The following is a 19,865-nucleotide window of genomic DNA, read 5'->3' as shown; positions in this document are numbered from 1 at the left end:
TGGAATGAACATCAATATATCTCGTTCTGCTTGTCGTTATTGACGGCAAGATGGTGTTTGCGCGCTTGACACGTGCCGGGTAATTTGGCGCATTGGCCTGCAAACCGAAGGGGATCGGCGAAAGACAAGAACAATGGCGGAACGATCGCAAAATCTTCAGGACCTGTTCCTGAATTCAGTTCGCAAAAGCAAAAACCCACTCACCATCTTCCTCATCAACGGCGTGAAGCTGACCGGCGTGGTCACTTCGTTCGACAATTTCTGTGTTCTGCTGCGTCGAGACGGCCATTCTCAGCTCGTATACAAGCACGCCATTTCCACGATCATGCCGAGCCAGCCGGTTCAGATGTTCGATGGCGAGGAAAGCCAGGGCGCCTGATTGGCACGTAAGAAAGACGCGGACCGCAGCGTTCGCGAAAAACCAGCATATCAGCCGGGGACGGAAGCCGAAGGCTCGACCCGGGCCGTGGTCATTGTGCCCGTGCTTACCCGCCAGCCACGAGGCGACGAAGACACGAATCGTCCGCGCCTGACGCGTTCTGCCGAGGCCCGCCACGACGAGGCGGTTGGCCTTGCCCAAGCCATTGACCTCGACCCGATCCATACCGCGGTTGTGACCGTCAACGATCCGCGGCCTGCAACCCTGCTCGGAAGCGGCAAGGTCGCGGAGTTCGCGGAGATCGTCAAAGAGGGCCGTGCCGAACTGGTCATTGTCGACCATCCGCTGACGCCGGTGCAGCAGCGCAACCTGGAAAAGGAATTGAACGCCAAGGTGCTGGACCGCACCGGGTTGATCCTGGAAATTTTCGGCGAGCGCGCACGGACCAAGGAAGGCACGCTGCAGGTCGATCTGGCTCACCTCAACTATCAGAAGGGCCGGCTCGTGCGAAGCTGGACCCACCTCGAGCGCCAGCGCGGCGGCGCCGGTTTCCTCGGCGGTCCTGGTGAAACACAGATCGAGTCGGACCGCCGTGCCCTGCAGGACAAGATCAAGAAGCTCAAGCACGAGCTGGAAACCGTGCGGCGCACCCGTGACCTGCACCGCGCCAAGCGCAAGAAGGTGCCGTTCCCGGTGGTGGCGATCGTCGGCTATACCAACGCCGGCAAGTCGACGCTGTTCAACAGGCTGACCGGAGCAGGGGTGCTGGCCGAGGACATGCTGTTTGCCACGCTCGACCCGACTCTGCGTCAGGTGCGACTGCCGCACGGCACGCCGGTCATCCTTTCGGACACGGTCGGTTTCATTTCGGATCTGCCGACGCATCTGATTGCAGCCTTCCGGGCAACGCTGGAAGAGGTGGTCGAGGCCGATCTCGTCATCCACCTGCGCGATATTTCGGACCCCGACACGGCCGCCCAGGCCGAGGATGTCGAGCGCATCCTCGCCGATCTCGGCGTCGATGCCGGCGACACCAAGCGTGTCATCGAAGTGTGGAACAAGATCGACCGGCTCGATGAAGGCAACCGGGCGCGATTGCTCGCCGACGGCATCGACGGCAACAAGGCGCCGCCGATTGCCATATCGGCCGCCACCGGCGAGGGCATCGATGTGCTGAAGGCGATCATCGAGACAAGAGTGTCTGGCGAACTGGAAACGCTGACCGTCACGCTCAAGCCTGAGCAGCTCGGGCTCGTCGATTGGCTCTACCGCAATGGCGACGTCGTCTCGCGCACCGACAATGAAGACGGCGGCGTGACCGTCGCGCTCAAGGCGACGCAAAGCGCACATGAAGAGATAGAAAGCAGATTGCGCCGTAAAAACAACGGGTAATCGCTGTTACTTCGCGCTCTTGGCTTGCTGCCAAAGCGCCTCCATCTCGTCGAGCGTCGCCTTTTCCAGGGTGTTTCCGGACGCTTCCAGGGCGTGCTCGACATAGTGGAACCGCGACCGGAATTTCTCGTTGGTGCCGCTGAGCGCCGCTTCGGAATCGACCTTGAGATGACGCCCGAGATTGACGACGGCAAACAGCATGTCGCCGAACTCGTCCTTGATCGAAGCCGTATCGCCCTTGGCAAGGGCTTGGCGCAACTCGCCGATCTCTTCCTCGATCTTGTCGAGGATCGGCGTGGCCTCGCTCCAGTCGAAGCCGACGCGGGCCGCTTTTTCCTGTAGCTTGAGCGCTCGGGTCAAAGCGGGCAGGGCGACCGGTACACTGTCCAGAAAACCCTTGCCATGATCCTCAGGATCGTGCCCGCGGGCGAGGCGGGCGTTTCGCTTTTCCGCCTTTTCCTCGGCCTTGATCTTCTCCCACATGCCCTTGGCCATGCCGGCGCTGCGCGCCTTGTCGTCGCCGAAGACATGCGGATGGCGGCGGATCATTTTTGTGGTGATGGCCTGGACCACGTCGCCAAAGGCGAATTCACCGGCCTCCTCGGCCATCTGCGCATGGTAGACGACCTGCAGCAGCAGATCGCCGAGCTCGTCGCGTAGATCGCCCAGGTCGCCGCGCGCGATCGCATCCGCCACCTCGTAGGCTTCTTCGATCGTGTAGGGCGCGATGGTCGAGAAATCCTGCTCGATATCCCACGGGCAGCCGGTTTCCGGCGCCCGCAGCGCCGCCATGATTTCGATCAGCCGGGAAATGTCTTTCGAGGGTTTCATCTGTCGAATGCTATCGTGCACCGATCACTCGGCAAATGCTGTCAGCCGGCAAGGGCGCATTGTCCACAGTTGCGGGCCATGATCCGAAAAGTGGAAGCAGGTTTTCGGAAAAGATCATAGTCAAGCAAAGTGCTCAGTCGAGCACGGAGACGATCGCCTTGGCGAGCGCGTCCATCCCGTCCTCCGGCAGGCCAGCGACGTTGATGCGGCTGTCGCCGACCATATAGACGCCGTGCTCGTCGCGCAGCCGCTCGACCTGCGCTTCGGACAGGCCAAGCCGGGAAAACATGCCGCGATGGCTGGCGACGAAATCGAAGCGATCGGAATTGGACTGCCGCCGCAGCGCTTCGGCGAGCTGGACACGAAGCCGCAGCATACGCAGGCGCATCTCCTCGAGCTCAGCTTCCCAGTCGGCGCGCAGCGTGGCGTCTTCAAGCACGATGCGCACCGCGGCCGCGCCGTGGTCAGGCGGCATCGAGTACATGGCGCGGGCGGCCGACAGCATCTGGCTCATCGCCACATCCGCCTGCGTGCTGTCTTTGGCCAGGATCATCGCCGCGCCGACACGGTCACGATACACGGCAAAGTTCTTCGAGCAGCTCGAGGCAACGACCATTTCCGGGACTTTCGCCGCCAGCAGGCGCAAGCCAACGGCGTCAGCGTCGAGGCCTTCGCCAAAGCCCTGATAGGCAATGTCGACAAAAGGCAGCAGGCCGCGCTCGACGACGAGGTCGGCTATTTCAGCCCACTGCGCGGTGTCCAGATTGGCGCCTGTCGGATTGTGGCAGCAACCATGCAGCAGCACCACGTCGCCGCTCTTGGCGGTCGCCAGCGCACTTATCATGTCGGCGAAGCGAACAGCACCTGAGGCGGTGTCGAAATAGGGATATTCGCGTATCTGCAGGCCGGCGGCTCGCATCACCGGCATGTGGTTCGGCCAGGTCGGGTCCGACAGCCAGATCGTCGCGTCCGATCGCGTCCTCTTGAGCAGCTCAGCCACCAGTCGCAGCGCGCCCGAGCCGCCGGGCGCCTGCGCCGCACGGATGCGCGTCAGCTCGGCCCCAGGGCCAAAGACCAGCTTCGCCATCGCCGTGTTGAAGCCGGTATCTCCGGCAAGGCCGAGATAGGTCTTGGTATCCTGGCCCTGCAGCAGTCGCTTTTCGGCTTCGCGCACGGCGCGCATCACCGGCGTCTTGCCATCGCGATCCTTGTAGACGCCAACGCCGAGGTCGACCTTGCCGGGGCGGGGATCGGCGCGAAACAGGCCGATCAAGGCGAGGATCTTGTCGGCTGGGGCAGGCTGGAGGTCTTCAAACATCGGCGCGGTTCCGTTGGCGGCGGAGTGATACGCAAATCGGCCGTGCTGCGCCAGCGGTTTCATTTGCACCAAGCTGAAAACCGCCAAACCGGAAGACAAGCCTCGATTGGCACGGCTCATCGTACTCGTCATTTCCACGACACGGCGAGGAGGACGCAGCAGGCAAATGTGGCTTTCCGCATGTCAGTTGGTCGACGCCGTTCCATGACGCCAGCTTGAGGGCGGCCGACGGCAAGGCGGCGACAGGTTGCTGTTTCTTGCCGCCCCAACCGATCCGCGGCAACCATTCGAGGTAATAGGCGAAGCCGAATTGCAGCGCGATGCCTGTCGAGATCAGGATTGCGTCGTAGAGGAGCCCGCCTGGGCTGACGACCTTCATGACCTGCGCGATCATGGCGAAGATCGTTCCGGCGATGAAGACCGGCAGCGAATGCTTACCGAGAACCGCGAGCGGGTGTCCGGGCCTGGTCCTCGCCAGGTTGGAAAGCGCCGGGATTGCCACGATGAGATAGGCGATCGCCAAAATGTGCATGAGGCGCGACAGCGACAGGAACGTCTTGTCGAAGCCGGTCAGCACGGTAGGCAGGCCGGAGGCCGTCTCGATGCCCCACAGCGGCAGCCGCACCCAAATCAGCGCACCGACCAGATACCCGACAGCCGCGCTCGCCATCATCCAGTTGAAGCGGATTTCGCCGCCGCGCTTGACATGCAGCATGCCGGCGATCCCGATGACGAAAAGAAACTGCCAGGAGAGCGGGTTCAGGAACCAGAAGCCGTCGCCGGGAAAATTCGAAGGCGCGATCTGGAAAATTCCGACGATGAGCCAGAGGAGAGCGGACGCAGCAAGCATAAGGCGCAGGCTGAAAGTGCCGATCCACAAGAAAAGCGGCATCATCAGAAGTACGACGGCATACATGGAAAGAATGTTGTTATAGCCGATCTGATGCCCGAGCGCCGCGATGCCGAGCAGCGCTTCCGGCGTGTCCTCGATGATCATCTGGATATTGATCAGCTTCAAAAGGTCGGGCCGCGAAAAATGCAATGCAGCCGCCGAGAAGATCGCCAGCGTCGCGACAGTGGTCATGACGTGGGTGACATAGAGGACACCGGCACGCCGCCAGGCCTTCAGGGTGATGAGCAACCGGTTCCCCGGCTGGAACTTCAGTCCGTAGGCGAGCCCAACGGCAATCCCTGAAATCAGCACGAAGGCTTCGGCCGAATCGGAAAAGCCGAAATTCTTATGCGTGAAATACTCGAAGATCGTCCCCGGCACATGGTTGACGAAGATCGTCAGTAGCGCTAGCGCGCGGAAGACATCGATGCGGGTATCCCGCTGGGTTGGCACATTGCTTGTCATGTCGGGTCGATAATTCGTTGAACAAAGCGGGCCCAAAGGGCCGTCGGCGAAGCGAAGATTCGGCGGTGAATGTTTCCTGCCTATAACTCGCACGTGCCCCGAGAAAGATGACACCTTCGCGATTTTCCGCGTCACAAATTAATTCAGGGATAAACATCGAAATCCCCGGTGCGCTAAAACCGCGCTCCGAATTGTGGCGGCTGAGGGGAGGACTGCTCGTTCGCGGACAAACAAGCCGTACGCGCGATGGTGGCGTTGTACCGGTGATGCCTGACCTTCCCGGATCGCAAAAAACTCAAAGAGCGGGATTAAAACCTGCCATGCTCCGTAAACAGGACGTGAGAGGGTCGATGCCACGCTTCGATATCATAGGACAGCTTGGTTCCCTGCGGCGCTACGCGCGTTCGCTGGCGCGCGACAGCGCAGAAGCAGAGGATCTGGTGCATGACGCGCTGGTGCGTGCCTATGAGCGGCGCGGCACCTTTCGATCCGGCGGTAACCTGCGCGCATGGCTGCTGTCGATCGTCCACAACGCTTTCATTGACGGCTTGCGGTCCCGCAAATCCGAAGCGGTGCGCGTCGAGCAGGCCGGATATCTTGCCGACGCCAGCATGCAGGCTCCCCAGGAGCATTCCGTCCGCCTGGCACAGGTGCGCGAAGCTTTTTTCAAATTGCCGGATGAGCAGCGTTCGGCGCTGCATCTCGTCGCAATCGAGGGACTTACCTACACCCAGGCGGCCGAGGCCAGCGGCGTACCGCTGGGAACGCTGATGTCGCGCATCGGCAGGGCGCGCGCAGCGCTCCGCGAGATGGAGGACAAATTGCCGGCACATGCGAAAAGCCACCTCAAGATCGTGGGAGGCCCGTGATGTCCATGATGAGCGAACTGCGCAACCCGGTGACCGATGCCGACCTCGACGCCTATGTCGACGACCAGCTGGACGTTGCCCGCCGCATCGAGGTCGAGGCGTTTCTTTCCGCCCGTCCGGAGGCGGCCGCTCGCGTGATGTCCGACCTCAGGACGCGCGACGAACTGCGCGTGGCGCTTGCCGGATCCAAGGGCATGGCGCGGCCGGCAACGGCCGATGCGGCACGGCGGCTGGAGCGGGGACTGGCCCGGGGGGGCGCCTTACGCACGGCGCAGCGGGCTGCGGCGGTCGCAGTACTGGTGGCTGCGGGCTGGTTGGCGAACGGGATCGTCGGGCCGATATCGGTGACGAAAGTCGTCGCCTCGACCCAGCCGCCTGTCTATCTGGAGGAAGCGATCCGGGCACACAGGACGACGATCATGCGCGAGGCCATGTCATCCCAGCCCGAAGCGCCGAACTACGATGCGGACGAAATCCGCGCCGCCACGGCGATCGTCATGCCGTCGCTGCCGAAGGACTGGAAGGTGCGTGACGTGCAGATCTATCCGTCGCAGTTCGGCCCGAGCGTCGAGATGGCTGTCGAAACAGGGGACCTGGGGCTGGTCTCACTGTTCGCGATCAGGCCCGGAACGTTCGACGTGGTCCAGCCGACCGTCGCCCCCTCGGGCGAAATTTCCTCGGCCTATTTCCAGATCGGCGAAGTTGCTTACGCAGTCGTCGCCCGAAGCGGTGTCCGCGATCTCGATCGCACCGCAGAAACGCTCGCCAACACGCTTTACTGACCCTCACAAAGGAGAACCGGCATGAACACCCCCAATCTAGGATACCGCACCGGCGTCGGAGTCCAAACCGGCGCCGTCTACGACGAGGGCCTGCGCCAGCACATGCTGCGCGTCTACAATTATATGGGCGTTGGCCTCGTCGTTACCGGCGTGATCGCCTTCGTGGTGGCTTCCACGCCAGCCCTCTACGTGCCGATCTTTTCCAGCCCGTTGAAGTGGGTGGTGATGCTGGCACCGCTCGCCTTCGTGCTGCTGTTCTCGTTCCGGATACAAACGATGTCCGCGGCCGGCGCTCAGGCGATGTTCTGGGCATTCTGTGCGGTCATGGGCCTGTCGCTGGCTTCCGTGTTCCTGGTGTTCACCGGGACCAGCATCGCGCGCACCTTCTTCATCGCCGCCACCATGTTCGGCGCAACCAGCCTTTACGGCTACACGACCAAACGCGACCTGACCCAGTTCTCGTCCTTCCTGATCATGGGTCTGATCGGCGTGGTGATCGCCAGCATCGTCAATATCTTCCTCGGCTCGACTGCGCTCCAGTTCGCCATCTCGGTGATCGGCATCGCCGTGTTCATTGGTCTCACCGCCTGGGATACCCAGACGATCAAGGAGCAGTTTGCGGAAAACTTCGGTGCGGAATCGCAGCAGAAGCTCGCCGTGTTCGGTGCATTCTCGCTCTATCTGAACTTCATCAACATCTTCCAGCTGCTGCTGAACTTCACCGGCGAGCGCGAATAGCCGCGTCAAATCAATGCATGTCGCGGCAGCGTTTTTGGGGACGCGACATGCATAAACAGAAACTTGAAGCGCGTCGCGAAAATCTCTTGGAACGCGGCGCGCCTGGATGTCGGAGTGCTTCCCATGGACAGGAACGACCAGCAGGCGATCGGCAACCTTTTCGAGAAACTTGCGAACGTCGAGCGGCAGACGCCGCCGCGCGATGCCGAAGCGGAACGCTTCATCAACGATCAGATTGCCCGGCAGCCCGGCGCGCCATACGACATGGCGCAGACGATCGTTGTGCAGGAACAGGCGCTGAACGCGGCGCAGTCCCGCATCGAAGAACTGGAGCAACAGGCACAGCAGTCTGCCGGCGGCGGATTGCTTGGCGGCCTCTTTGGCAGCCGCGGCGCCAGGCGCGCGGGTTCTGTCCCGCGGGTCGGGCGCACCGCTGCCACCGCGCCGCAGGAGCCGCTTTCGGGCGATGATCGGCAGAGGGCAGGCGGTCTCCTCGCCGGAGCCCGCCAGGCATGTTTGGCGGAAGCGAAGCGCAGGCAGCCGAACAGGTCGACCGTTAGCAGCCGGATCCAAGGCGTACTCGACGTTGATCAGCTTGGCATTTGCCAGTTCATGGTCACAAGGCAGGGCTCGGTCCAGCATATGCACTGCTTGCTAGGCGGCGAGCCGGGCGGTCATCAGCCGCGACTGCATCTGGCCACCTATCCGGAAGTCGCATAAGATAGATTATGGAACTGAGATGCGGTTTTGATTGCATGCATTCGGCCCAACCGCAGCTCCTTGTTCCTTGGAACTAAGCGGAATTGCGGTTGATAGCGTAGCGTCTCCTGGGACGCACACAGGCTCCTACGCCGCTTGCGGCACGCAGGCTTCGCAGATCGCCGCGATGTGCCGGTGGTCAGTGCCGCAGCAGCCGCCCAGGATGCGCATCGTCGGAAACGAGGCTGTCAGCCTGCTGTAGCGCCGCCCGAGATCGTCCGGGTCGCCCGCGTCGAGCGTCTCCGATTCGTCCAGTTCGGCATGGCTTTTGGCCGAAGCATTCGCCTTCACGCCATAGACGCGATCGAGCCAGCGCTCGCGCTTGTTCAGCGCCTGCATGAAATGCGTTGGATGGGCGCAGTTGATCATATAGTAGGCCGGCGCACCGTCTGTCGCGTCGTCGACCCTGTCGATCGCCTCGCCGAGCGCCATGCCGGTCACCAGCTTGCCGTCCGTTTCCACCGTGAACGAGATCATGCACGGCATGGCATGCGCCTTGGCCGCCCGCGCCACGCCGATTGCCTCGTGGAAATTGGTGAGCGTATAGGCCGCAACCATGTCGGCCTCGGTCCGCGCGAAACTCTCGATCTGCGGCGCGTGATAGGCTTCCGCCTCGTTGGCGTCCATCTTGCCGGCTTTGTAGCCGTCGCCGCGCGGCCCGATCGCGCCGCTGACGACGCACGGCGTTTCGGCGGTCTCGAACTCATTGCGCAGGTCGAGAAGAAGCTCGATCGAGCTCTCGTTGACGGCCCGCAACGCTTTCGGCCCGTAGCCGAGCAAGGTTCCCCAATCGGGGTTGGCTCGCCACGTCGGCGTGTCGAGGATGAAGCCGGTCCCGCTTCTGCGCGCAATGGTCAGATAACGGACGTAATATTCCCTCAGCTTCTGCCGGCCTTCAGGCGTTGCCATCAGCGTGAATGAAGCAAAGTGCGGAAGGTCGAGGCCTTCGTGAAAGATGAAAGTCGTTTCCATGCCGCCATCGCTCAGGAATGTTCTGTTGGCGAGTTGCGGCAGATTCTGGCGGTACTTGGCCATGTTTGTCTCCAGTGGTAAGATGACACCGTGCTGCCCCTGGTGGCGGCCGGTTCGGAATAGCCAAGTTTTAGCAGCGCGTGCCGCCGGTGCGATAGAAGGCTTGTGGTCCGGTACTCCACCTGAAGCGGGAACCGCAGTAATTACAGACGGATAGCCGCGCCGGGCCGGTCGTATTGCTATCGGTGCCGATGCTGGTGGGTGTGAAAACCATACCGCCGGTACAGTGGATTTGAGGGCATTCGGTCATGCGCAAGGGTGCGGAAACGCGCGAACGCATTCTGGAGATCGCCGAGGCCTCGGTGCTCGCCAAGGGGTTCGGCGCGACTTCCATCGAGGAGGTGATTGCCGAAGCCGGCATCACCAAGAGCGGCTTCTTCTATCATTTCAAGGACAAGAACGAACTCGCCCGCGCCTTGATGCTGCGCTACGTCGAGGAGAACGACCGCATCTTCGATGATGTGTTTCACCGCGGCCGGCAATTGTCCGATGATCCGTTGCAGTCGTTCCTGATCACGCTCAAGCTGCTTGCCGAGTTGATGGGTGATCTGCCGAACGGCCACCCCGGCTGCCTGATCGCGACGTTCACCTATCAGGAGCGCCTCTTCGACCGCACCGTTCGCGACATCGCCGCCGCCGCCGTACGCTCCTGGAACGGGCGGTTTCGCGATGCGCTGAACGAGATCGCGGCCGTTTATCCTGCCCGCAAAGGCATGGACCTCGAAGACGTGGCCATCATGTTCTCCTGTGTGATCGATGGCGGCATCATCATGTCGCGGGGGCTCGGCGACCCGCGTGTCCTCGAACGCCAGATCCTCGCCTTCCGCAACGTCGTAAAGATGTTGTTCGCGCCGGCGGCGCCTGACGTCATGCTGCCGCCCACCGCCATCGCCGCCGAATAGGAGTGCGCCGGGCGGCGCTCGCTGCAGCCCCGAGGCTGCGATATCAGGCGCGATCGATTCAGACTGCCAGCGTCGCTACGACAGCCTGCGCTGCCCTGACCATTGCGTGTGGCTCGGCGGCGAACACCGCGTCGTGCGCGCCGGCCGCTGCCCAAACGCGATCGAAACCGAGCAGCGTTTCGTCGGCGAACGCCGGGATTGCAATCAGATGGCCGATCGGGGCTACGCCGCCGATTGCAAAGCCGGTCTCGTCGCGGATCTGCCGCGGGTCGGCGCGCTTCAGCGGCTCGCCGGTCAGTGCGGCAGCCCTGGCCAGATCGAGCTGATTGGAGCCGGAAACCAGGAAGAGAAACAGCTTTCCGCTGGTTTCCCCCTGGAACACCAAGGATTTGACGATCTGGGCGACTGTGCAGTCGCATTGCGCGGCGGCTTCCTCGGCGGTGCGTGTCGAGGCACCCATGCGCGTGATTTCGATCTCGAGGCCGGCATCGGCCGCTGCCCTGGTCACACGATCAATGCTTCCAGCCATGAAGAACCGAACCTATCATGCAGATTCATAAGGGATTTCGATCGTCATGCCGTCATAGGCCGGCTCGACATCGACCGGCGTCTCGGCCATCACCGCAGCGTAGTCGAGCGGCACATGCATGTGCGTCAGAACGGCCTTTTTCGGCGTCAGTTTTTCGATCCAGCCGAGTGCTTGGCCGAGCGACAGATGGCTCGGATGTGTCCTGTACTGCAGCGCGTCGATGACCAGCACGTCCAGGTCGCGCAGCCGTTCGGCGGTGGCGTCGGGGAAATCACTGACATCGGGGCAATAGGCGAGCCCGCCGATGCGAAAACCAAGCGATATGATATCGCCATGGATCTGCGGCAGCGGCTCGAGGGCGAGGGTACCCCCCTCGCCTTCGATCACCACCGGCCTGGCGTGGTCGATGATATGAGGCTCTACGATAGGCGGATAGGAACTACCTTGCGGTGTTTCAAAACAGTAGGCGAACGCCTGCCGCAACCGCAGCATGGTGGGCTGGTCGGCGTGGATATCGATGCGATGACGCTGCTCGAGCACGAAGCCGCGCAAATCGTCAATACCGTGGATATGGTCGGCATGCGGATGCGTATAGACGACCGCATCGATGCGCCTGACCGATGCCAGCAGCATCTGCGCGCGAAAATCCGGTCCGGTATCGATGACGACTGTGGTCCTGTCGCCGTTTGCCGCGATCCGCTCGATGAGCGCTGCGTTGCGCATGCGCCGGTTCCTCGGATTGGCCGGATCGCAATTGCCCCAGTCGCCGGTGATGCGCGGCGTGCCCGGCGATGAGCCGCAGCCGAGTATGGTGAGGCGCAGCCGGTCGCTCATGCGTCAGGCGCTCACCGCGGTCGGGCGCGGCATCTTGCTGAACAGCCGGAAGAAATTGTCGGTGGTGACGGCGGCGATTTCGGCCTCGCTGACGCCGATCGTTTCGGCCAGCACCTTGGCCGTATGCGCGACATAGGCAGGCTCGTTGCGCTTGCCGCGAAACGGTATCGGCGCGAGGTAGGGCGCGTCGGTTTCGACCAGCAGGCGGTCGTGTGGCACATCGGCGGCGATGGCGCGCAGCTCGGTCGAATTCTTGAAAGTCACGATGCCGGAAAAGGAAACAAAGCCGCCGAGCCCCACCCCGACTTCGGCCAACCTGCGCCCGGACGAAAAACAGTGCAGGACGAAGGGGAAGGCGCCCTTCCCTGTTTCGTCCTCGAGGATATCAGCCATGTCGCTGTCGGCGTCGCGCGCATGGATGACCAGAGGCAGGCCCGTCTCGCGCGCTGCGGCGATGTGCGTGCGAAAGCCCTGCGCCTGCGCATCGCGCGGCGCATGATCGTAGAAATAGTCGAGCCCGGCCTCGCCGATCGCCACCACTTTGGGATGAGCGGACAGCCGGACAAGCGCCTCGACAGTCACGTCCAGCTCCTCGGCAGCGTTGTGCGGATGGGTGCCGACCGAGCAGTAAACCTCGTCGAAAGACTCAGCGATCTCAAGCACTTGCTGGAACCGCTTCACACGCGTCGAGATCGTCACCATGCGGCCGATTCCGGCGGCTAAAGCGCGGGCGACGACGGCCGCCCGCTCCTCTGCGAAGTCCGGAAAGTCGAGATGGCAGTGACTGTCCACCAACATCAGATGTTCGCGTCCGGCTGCTCGACGTAACGCGGAAACACGCCCTCCGGCGCGGGCAAAGCAACCCCTGATACCAGCGCATGGTCCGCGTGGACATGTACGAAATCGCGGCTGTCCGCCGGTACGGCCAGCAGGTCGAGCAGCTTAGCGGCCGATCCCGGAATGAAGGGCTGGCACAGCAGCGCCACGCGTCGGACGACTTCCGCGGTCGTCCACAGCACCGTTTCCATGCGCGCCGGATCGGTCTTTCTGAGCGCCCAGGGTTCCTGCGAGGCGAAGTAGCGATCGGCCTCCGCCACGACGCCGAAGATCGCCGCCAGCGCTAGGTGGATGCCCTGCTCCGCCATCACCTTGCGTGCAGTAGCAAGCGCCTCCACCGCCTGGTCGAGGATCGCCCTGTCGACCTCCGCCAGATCGCTGCGTTTCGGCACTACGCCGCCGCAGTTCTTGGCGATCATCGACAGCGAGCGCTGCGCCAGATTGCCAAGGCCATTGGCGAGGTCGGCATTGGTGCGGTTGACGATGGCCTCGTGGCTATAGCTGCCGTCCTGGCCGAACGGCACCTCGCGCATGAAGAAATAGCGTACCTGATCGAGACCATAATGCTCGATCATCGCAAACGGATCGACGACATTGCCGACCGACTTCGACATCTTCTCGCCGCGGTTGAACAGAAAGCCATGCGCGAATACGCGCTTCGGCAGTTCGATCCCTGCCGACAGCAGGAAGGCCGGCCAGTAGACGGCATGGAAGCGGACGATGTCCTTGCCGATGACGTGGACGTTCGCCGGCCAGAAGGACCATCTGTCATCGGCCGCATCCGGATAACCGGCAGCCGTGATGTAGTTGGTCAGTGCATCGACCCAGACGTACATCACATGCTTGTCGTCGCCCGGCACCGGCACACCCCATTTGAACGTGGTGCGCGAGATCGACAGGTCCTTCAGCCCGGATTTGACGAAGCTGACGATTTCGTTGCGCCGCTCCGCCGGTCCGACAAATTCGGGGCTGCTCTCATAGAGCGCGAGCAGCCTGTCCTGATAGGCGGAAAGGCGGAAGAAATAGCTCTCTTCCTCGGTCCACTCGACGGGCGAGCCGAGCGGTTCGCGACGTATGCCGTCGTCGCCGACCTTGGTTTCGGCCTCGTCGAAATAGGCTTCCTGCCGCACCGAATACCAGCCGCTATAGCGGTCGAGGTAAATGTCGCCATTTTCCGCCATGCGCGTCCAGATCGCCTGGCACGCCTTGTAGTGGCGCTCCTCGGTGGTGCGGATGAAAACGTCGTTCGAACAGCCGGTCGCTTCAAGCATCGAGCGGAAGATCGCCGAATTGCGATCGGCAAGCGCTTTTGGCGTCAGGCCTTCGGCGTCCGCCGTCTGCTGCATCTTCAAACCGTGCTCGTCGGTTCCCGAGACGAAGAAGACGTCCTTGCCGTCGAGCCGCTGGAAGCGGGCCAGCGTGTCGCTGGCGATGACATTGTAGGCATGACCGATATGCGGCTTGCCGTTCGGATAGAAAATCGGCGTCGTGAGGTAGTATTTTTCGCGTGCCATGGATGAGCCGTCATGAATGTCTGAATGAAAGATGCCGGTGAGATATCGTATCGAAACGGCGATTGCCATCCCGATGGGCCGTCACATTCGCATTGCAGAATTCAGGCGGTCGATCATGGTCAAGGCGTGCTGCTTCTTGTCGAGATTGTAGGTGTCGGTCTCAGATATAGCGTTCAAAGCCTCGTGCCAAGTATCCGACAGCGTTTTGGCCCGCGCCAGATCGCCCGCCAGCGCGGCCTGGCTTGCACCGGTCGAGAGCAGGTCGAGCGCACGGCGATTGAAGATATCGAACTGGATGGCCCGGTCGCGCCCGGCGACCGCCTCCGCGAGGCGATAGGCGCCGGCAACATCGCTCTTTCCCGCTGTCGCCAGAGCGTCGAGCGTTTCGGCGATTTCCAGCCCGCCATACTGCGTCAACAGGATTGCGGTGCGCGCGCTGCCCCCTGCCCGCTTGGCCAGTGCTGCGCGCGCCGCGGGATCGTTCGGTGGCGGTGGTTCGACGCTCTCCAGAACCGTCATCAGGCTCTCGGCATCGAGCGGAGTCAGCCGCACCATCTGGCAGCGCGAGCGGATCGTCGGCAGAAGGCTGCCCGGTGCATGGACAATGAGGATGAACAGTGTGCGTGCCGGTGGTTCTTCAAGATTCTTCAACAAAGCGTTGGCGGCATTGGTATTCATGTCGTCGGCCGGATCGACGATCACCACCCGGTAGCTGCCGTCATGCGAGGTCAGCGACAGGAAGCGGCTGACCTTGCGGATCTCGTCGACGGTGACGACCGTCTTAAAACTCTTCGTCTTGTCGTTCGGCGGGCGGGTCAGATGCAGCACCGAGGGATGCGCGCCGGTGGCGATCTGGCGAAACAGCGATGACGCCGGATCGGGAACGGCAAGGACCTCCGGCGCCTGTTCGAACGCCGGATGCTTCAACAGATGATACGCCAGGTGAAAGGCGAGCGTCGCCTTGCCAATGCCGACCGGTCCGACAAAGATCAGCGCATGCGGCAGCTTCCCGGAGCGATAGGCGGTGGCGAGCATGTTCGCCGCCTGGCCATGCCCGACCAGACGCGGCGTCTCGGATGGCTCCGGGACGCCGTCCAGCGTGTCGTGCTGCTCTGGTGCGATCCGTTCGAAAATCATCCCGGCGCCTGCTTCCTGTGCGCCGGCGTCATCGTCTCCAGCGCCGCGAACACGGCGCCGGCGACGACATTCTCCACCGTGTCGGGGTCAGCGGACGCATCGACGACGATGCAGCGCTCGGGTTCTGCCGCAGCGATTGCCAGAAAGGCTTCGCGGCGGCGCTGGTGGATATCAAGCGTTTCCTTTTCGAAGCGGTCGGCGCCGGCATCGGCGCCCCGTCGTGCCGTAGCGCGCCGCAGTCCTTCGGCCGGGTCGATATCGAAGATCAGCGTCATGTCGGGCACCATGCCATTGATGGCGACCCTTTCCAGCGCGCCCATGAACGCCGGGTCGAGGCCGCCGGTGACGCCCTGGTAGACGCGCGAGGAGTCCATGAAGCGATCACAAAGCACGATCGAGCCGCGTTCGATCGCCGGCCGGATGACCTGCTCGACATGGTCGGAACGCGCGGCGGCGAAAAGCAGCGCCTCCATCCGGGGGCCGAATGGCTCGGCAGCCCCGGAAAGCAGAACATGCCGGACCGCCTCTGCGCCCGGCGAGCCACCCGGTTCACGCGTGACAAGGACATCGTATTTCTTGGCGCGCATCTTACTGGCCAGCCGCTCGATCTGCGTCGACTTGCCTGCCCCTTCTCCGCCTTCGAAGGTGATGAAGAATCCGCTCACCAAAGCCTTTTACCATGCTGCGGGACCGTAATAGTCCTGACTTGAGAAAAGGTCCACGCCACTGATGTTAACGCAGCCAGCCGACCGCCAGTTCCTTGGCGGCGTCGAGCGCGCGTTGCGGCAGCGTGCCGACGCCAACCGATTCGGCCGCGAAAAGCGGCGTCTCCTGGCTCAGCGTATCACCGATCCAGACCTGCAGCGCACCCACTGGTTGTCCCTCCTCCACGGGAGCTGCAACCGGCCCGTCATAGACGATCTTGGCGGTCAGCTTGTCGCGGTTGGCGATGGGCAGGAAGATGACCACGGGCGCTTTTGCCTTCAGCGCCACGCCGGATTTCGCACCGCCGAAAACCTGAGCCTCGCCGATCACCTCGTCCTTGGCGAAAATCTCGGTTTTCTCAAAGGAACGAAGGCCCCAGTCGAGCAGCTTTCGCGCTTCTTCGGCGCGCTCGCGGTCGCTTGCCAGGCCGCTCATCGCCGCAATGACCCGCCTGCCACCATGGCTGACCGAGCCGACGATGCCAAAGCCGGATGCATCGCTCCTGCCGATCGCCAGGCCGTCGGCGCCGATATCCATCGCCAGCAGCGGGTTGCGGTTCCTCTGGGTGATCTTGTTCCAGGTGAAATCCTTCTGGCCGTAGTAGCGATAGAGGTCCGGGTACTCGCGCCAGATATGCAGGGCCAGAAGCGCAAGTTCTCGAACCGTCGTCTGCTGGCCGTCGGCCGGCAGACCGGTTGCATTGACGAATGTCGATTTTTCGAGGCCAATCTGCCTTGCGCGCTCGGTCATCTCAGTCGCGAAATTCGCCTCCGATCCCGCAAAACCTTCGGCGATGATGATGCAGCCGTCATTGGCGGCCTGAACCGTCACGCCCTGGATCAGGTCTTCAAGCCGGATCGTTGACTTCAGCTTGGCAAACATTGTCGACGTCCCGGATGGCGCGCCGCCGGTGCGCCATGCGTTCTCACTCACCACGAATGTGTCGTCGAGCGTCACGCGCCCCGATTTGATGGCGTTGAACACCACCTCCATCGTCACCAGCTTGGCCAGCGACGCCGGCTGAATCGGCCTGTCGGCATCCTTGGAAAACAGCACCGTTCCGGTTTCGGCATCGATCATGAAGGCCTGCGCGGCCTTGGTCTCGAAAAGCTGCGCCGCGGCCGGAGCCAGCGAAAGCAGCAGGAGGCCAAAACCCAAAAGCCCGGCGAGAGGCGCGGCGAAGCGAGATTTCATGGGAGGTTCGACCTGTCAGCCGGTATTTCTGGGCAAGCTCTACAAGCTATCAGGCTTTGTCCCGGCCGATCAACCGCGCGATGGACAACAGGGCAAAACTTCAGGTTTTGCCGGTCAGTTCCGAACCACGAGCGCGTCCGGTGCGCCATGCGACCATGCCGCCTGCAGCATCTCGTCCAGGCTGCCATGGCCGTCCGGATAGAGGTTGACCGAATACCAGTCCTTGCCCTCGAATTCGGAGCGCTGGATTTCGGTCTTGCCGAAGCTGGAAAGCCGGGCTGCCACACGCTGCGCCTCGGCGGCATCCTCGAACGAGCCAGCCGCGATATAGTCCGTGGGCGAAGCGGCCGGAGGAGCTTGCCGCTTCCACGATCGAAGGATTTCGGCAGGCGACATGCCGGCGCCATCCAGCGCGGCAAAGACATTGGAGGCGCGCTGCACGCGTTCGTCCGCGTAAGACAGCGCCGCTACGCCGAACGGCGATTGCGCCGGCAGATTGATCTGCGGGCGTTCCGGCACGATCGGCCCGAAATCGGGCAGCGTCACATTGCCGGAGGCCGGCGCCTGCGCGGCAATGACAGGCTGCGCCGATGCGGAATTCGTCAACTGGCCGGGAAATGGAGCGGCGGCGACCAACGCCGTACTCGGCGATGGTCCATCCATGGCGATCATGACACCGGTGGGCAAGCCGTCCGACGGATCCGGCACTCTGTTGCCTGGATTATAGGAGGCCATCAGGTACCGATCGTCATTGCCGTCAAGCGGCGCCCGGCCGACATATTCGACCTTCACCTTGGCCGTGCCGATATTGGCATAGTCGAGCATTTCGGCGGCGCGCTTCGACACATCGATGATGCGGCCGTCATGGTAAGGGCCGCGATCGTTGACGCGCACGATGACCGAGCTGCCGGTCTTCAGATTGGTGACGCGCGCATAGCTCGGCAGCGGCATTGTCGGATGCGCGCCGGTCAGATGTGTCATGTCGTAGACTTCGCCGTTAGCGGTCAGCCTGCCGTGGAAGGCTTCGCCATACCAGGAGGCGAGACCCATCTTGGCATAGCGCTTGTCTTCCTTCGGATAATACCACTTGCCGCGCACCTGATAGGGCTTGCCGAGCTGGTCGCGTCCGCCGCCACGCTGCAGGCCCGACATCTTGAAGGTGACGCGCGGGCTGGCCTTCACGCCGTATTCGGATTCGGAAAAATATTCCTTGGAGCGGGGTTTCTTGTTGACCATCGCCTTTGGCTGTGGCGGCGCGGCGCAAGCCGCCAGCAAGGCAGCCGACAGGGCAAACAACGCGAAAGCGGAAGCGCGACGAAGACGCGGGCGCGCCGTGCTTTGCATTTTTTGGTTGTCCCCTCTCAACAAAGGCACCGCAACTTGACCGTCGGCAGGCCAAAACCCACTCGACAAATGCCAGCGCCACCTTGATTCGCAATCCCTTGTGCACAGGAATTGTTTATCACCGTATTAACCGATTGTGGTCGGAACCGGGCGAGATTGTGGCGCAAACCGTCCCGGCGATTGTTGTGAAAAACCACCGCTTTTCAATCTTCGGCGCAGCGATGTTCGACGTGGTTCAGTTCCGCCGTCAAACGCCCATGGCAGGAACAGGCAACGGCTGGTTGACAGGACTTCGTCGGGCGCACTAGAGCAATGAAGCGCCAACGATCTCCGGGTGGCGCAGCAGTGCCGACAGGTATGAGTTGAGATCAGGACGAGCATCCAAGTGATTGAAAAATCACGATGGAGGGATGGCCGAGCGGTTTAAGGCACCGGTCTTGAAAACCGGCGTGGGTGCAAGCCCACCGTGGGTTCGAATCCCACTCCCTCCGCCAGATATTAAGCTATGTGTCTGATTTAAGTTACCTTTTCCATTTTTATCAAGGCTAGTTCCTAACTCCGTTCCTAACGTCCACAAACGATGAAGGCCCAAATCAACGCCGCTAACAACCGTGCTTGGCCTTTGATGGTCCGCATTGTCGCAATTTGCGCTGCACCGCCACTGATCATTCGGCCCTCTGAATGACCGCCTGTCTTTTGCGGGAGAGCTTGAAAGCGCCGCCGACCGATCGCAGCTATGTCGCGGGGCGGAACTGCAGATCATCCTGCGCCGCACGCATTGATGCTCAGAAACGTTGCCGGCGTGCCGCTGGAGCCCGCGACGGAGGACGCTCTAAACTCCATCGCGGCCGAAATGAAAATTGGCCGGTCGGACCTCATTCAGATCGTGCCGCGCGAGTGGCTGGAAACCAACGCCTATCTGCCAGTCCGAACGATTGATGAGGAAAGCGAGACGGCAGCGCGTAGGCTGGGACGCGACCTCTATGCAGAAGACCCGCCGCTACATTTGCGAAGCGACGGGCCTCCGCCCCGTTTCCCCCATACCTGACCAAGCAACTGCCGTGCCAGACTTATTGACCCATTGCGGGGCACCTTATGGCTTCTGCGCAGCGGAATTACCGACACGTACTTCGTTCGCATGTTTCGATTGCATTAGCTTTAATTCACGTATTCACCAGCCACGTGAGCACGCCCCCCGAAGGCTCGCTGGTCAGGCCCAGCGGCCTCCCCCCGCAACAAAGCCGCTGGGCCGCCCCCGCTCCGCTAGTCTAGACTAGAACTTCCCTTTGAACCGATCTCCATCCATGGGGCTGGGCAGCTACATCATAGGCGAATGAATCCTATAAGCGGTAGATGATCGGAGGCGACCCGCGAAAGCGGCGTGTCATGGGCTTCGACGGTTGAGATCATTC

Annotated in this window: 18 protein-coding genes, 1 tRNA gene and 2 pseudogenes; 8 read left to right on the top strand and 13 right to left on the bottom strand. The window is 62.2% G+C overall.

What is annotated here, in order from left to right; translation table 11 throughout:
- The first annotated feature begins 133 nt into the window (after positions 1-133).
- The gene (gene hfq / locus AC0L3L_RS28435; protein ID WP_006202172.1) at positions 134-379 is read left to right on the top strand and encodes an RNA chaperone Hfq; all 246 of its coding nucleotides are present in this window, start codon (positions 134-136) and stop codon (positions 377-379) included.
- Complete coding sequence (hflX, locus tag AC0L3L_RS28430) at positions 380-1,771, top strand: GTPase HflX (RefSeq protein WP_473640289.1); 1,392 nt, start codon at positions 380-382, stop codon at positions 1,769-1,771. It begins immediately after the preceding gene.
- 6 nt (positions 1,772-1,777) lie between these two features.
- Here hflX and mazG read toward each other — a convergent pair whose 3' ends face one another.
- The 3 genes and pseudogenes from mazG to AC0L3L_RS28415 all read right to left on the bottom strand — a co-directional run.
- Positions 1,778-2,602, bottom strand: coding sequence for a nucleoside triphosphate pyrophosphohydrolase (gene mazG / locus AC0L3L_RS28425; protein ID WP_123151460.1), 825 nt, complete (start codon positions 2,600-2,602; stop codon positions 1,778-1,780).
- A gap of 133 nt (positions 2,603-2,735) precedes the next feature.
- Entirely contained in the window at positions 2,736-3,920 is a 1,185-nt protein-coding gene (locus AC0L3L_RS28420; RefSeq protein ID WP_473640287.1) for an amino acid aminotransferase, read from the bottom strand.
- Between the two features lie 223 nt (positions 3,921-4,143).
- Positions 4,144-5,277 (bottom strand): annotated as a pseudogene (locus tag AC0L3L_RS28415) (OpgC family protein); the annotation flags it as partial.
- Positions 5,278-5,627: 350 nt separating this feature from the next.
- Between AC0L3L_RS28415 and AC0L3L_RS28410 the strand changes: the two are divergent.
- The 4 genes from AC0L3L_RS28410 (at position 5,628) to AC0L3L_RS28395 (ending at position 8,386) form a co-directional block, all read left to right on the top strand.
- Positions 5,628-6,146: a sigma-70 family RNA polymerase sigma factor gene (locus AC0L3L_RS28410; protein ID WP_473527936.1), complete on the top strand. Its 519-nt coding sequence runs from the start codon at positions 5,628-5,630 to the stop codon at positions 6,144-6,146.
- 8 nt (positions 6,147-6,154) lie between these two features.
- On the top strand, positions 6,155-6,928 hold the full coding sequence (locus AC0L3L_RS28405) for an anti-sigma factor family protein (protein WP_473640365.1): 774 nt from the start codon (positions 6,155-6,157) through the stop codon (positions 6,926-6,928).
- 21 nt (positions 6,929-6,949) lie between these two features.
- Positions 6,950-7,666, top strand: a complete 717-nt coding sequence (locus tag AC0L3L_RS28400) for a Bax inhibitor-1/YccA family protein (RefSeq protein WP_135936572.1) — start codon at positions 6,950-6,952, stop codon at positions 7,664-7,666.
- 123 nt (positions 7,667-7,789) lie between these two features.
- Positions 7,790-8,386 (top strand): DUF2076 domain-containing protein, encoded by a 597-nt coding sequence (locus AC0L3L_RS28395; protein ID WP_473640284.1) that lies wholly within the window; start codon positions 7,790-7,792, stop codon positions 8,384-8,386.
- 126 nt (positions 8,387-8,512) lie between these two features.
- On the opposite strand, the gene AC0L3L_RS28390 is transcribed toward AC0L3L_RS28395, so the two are convergent.
- Entirely contained in the window at positions 8,513-9,460 is a 948-nt protein-coding gene (locus tag AC0L3L_RS28390) for a homocysteine S-methyltransferase family protein (RefSeq protein ID WP_473487471.1), read from the bottom strand.
- 245 nt (positions 9,461-9,705) lie between these two features.
- On the opposite strand from AC0L3L_RS28390, the gene AC0L3L_RS28385 reads away from it, so the two are divergent.
- Positions 9,706-10,359, top strand: coding sequence for a TetR/AcrR family transcriptional regulator (locus tag AC0L3L_RS28385; protein WP_473487472.1), 654 nt, complete (start codon positions 9,706-9,708; stop codon positions 10,357-10,359).
- Between the two features lie 58 nt (positions 10,360-10,417).
- Here AC0L3L_RS28385 and AC0L3L_RS28380 read toward each other — a convergent pair whose 3' ends face one another.
- The 8 genes from AC0L3L_RS28380 to AC0L3L_RS28345 all read right to left on the bottom strand — a co-directional run bounded on the left by AC0L3L_RS28380 (position 10,418) and on the right by AC0L3L_RS28345 (position 18,453).
- Complete coding sequence (locus tag AC0L3L_RS28380) at positions 10,418-10,888, bottom strand: YbaK/EbsC family protein (RefSeq protein WP_473640282.1); 471 nt, start codon at positions 10,886-10,888, stop codon at positions 10,418-10,420.
- Between the two features lie 15 nt (positions 10,889-10,903).
- Positions 10,904-11,722 (bottom strand): MBL fold metallo-hydrolase, encoded by an 819-nt coding sequence (locus AC0L3L_RS28375; RefSeq protein ID WP_473487474.1) that lies wholly within the window; start codon positions 11,720-11,722, stop codon positions 10,904-10,906.
- Positions 11,723-11,725: 3 nt separating this feature from the next.
- The gene (locus tag AC0L3L_RS28370; protein WP_473640280.1) at positions 11,726-12,520 is read right to left on the bottom strand and encodes a TatD family hydrolase; all 795 of its coding nucleotides are present in this window, start codon (positions 12,518-12,520) and stop codon (positions 11,726-11,728) included.
- The gene (gene metG / locus AC0L3L_RS28365; protein ID WP_473640278.1) at positions 12,520-14,073 is read right to left on the bottom strand and encodes a methionine--tRNA ligase; all 1,554 of its coding nucleotides are present in this window, start codon (positions 14,071-14,073) and stop codon (positions 12,520-12,522) included. Before metG ends, AC0L3L_RS28370 begins: the two co-directional genes overlap by 1 nt.
- Before the next feature lie 81 nt (positions 14,074-14,154).
- A complete protein-coding gene (locus tag AC0L3L_RS28360) occupies positions 14,155-15,210 on the bottom strand; it encodes a DNA polymerase III subunit delta' (RefSeq protein ID WP_473640277.1) in 1,056 nt (351 codons plus the stop codon).
- Positions 15,207-15,878 carry a dTMP kinase gene (gene tmk, locus AC0L3L_RS28355; RefSeq protein WP_473640275.1) on the bottom strand — a complete coding sequence of 224 codons (672 nt, stop codon included), beginning with the start codon at positions 15,876-15,878 and terminating at the stop codon, positions 15,207-15,209. Before tmk ends, AC0L3L_RS28360 begins: the two co-directional genes overlap by 4 nt.
- A 64-nt stretch (positions 15,879-15,942) precedes the next feature.
- Positions 15,943-17,109 carry a D-alanyl-D-alanine carboxypeptidase family protein gene (locus AC0L3L_RS28350; RefSeq protein WP_473640273.1) on the bottom strand — a complete coding sequence of 389 codons (1,167 nt, stop codon included), beginning with the start codon at positions 17,107-17,109 and terminating at the stop codon, positions 15,943-15,945.
- A 114-nt stretch (positions 17,110-17,223) separates the two neighbouring features.
- Entirely contained in the window at positions 17,224-18,453 is a 1,230-nt protein-coding gene (locus AC0L3L_RS28345) for a septal ring lytic transglycosylase RlpA family protein (RefSeq protein ID WP_473640272.1), read from the bottom strand.
- Positions 18,454-18,857: 404 nt separating this feature from the next.
- On the opposite strand from AC0L3L_RS28345, the gene AC0L3L_RS28340 reads away from it, so the two are divergent.
- Positions 18,858-18,947: transfer RNA gene (locus AC0L3L_RS28340), tRNA-Ser, on the top strand.
- An 829-nt stretch (positions 18,948-19,776) separates the two neighbouring features.
- Here AC0L3L_RS28340 and AC0L3L_RS28335 read toward each other — a convergent pair.
- Positions 19,777-19,865, bottom strand: a pseudogene (locus AC0L3L_RS28335) (endonuclease/exonuclease/phosphatase family protein); the annotation flags it as partial.

The sequence above is a fragment of the Mesorhizobium sp. WSM4849 genome, assembly GCF_055811385.1.
This window is presented reverse-complemented; position numbering and strand designations above follow the sequence as displayed.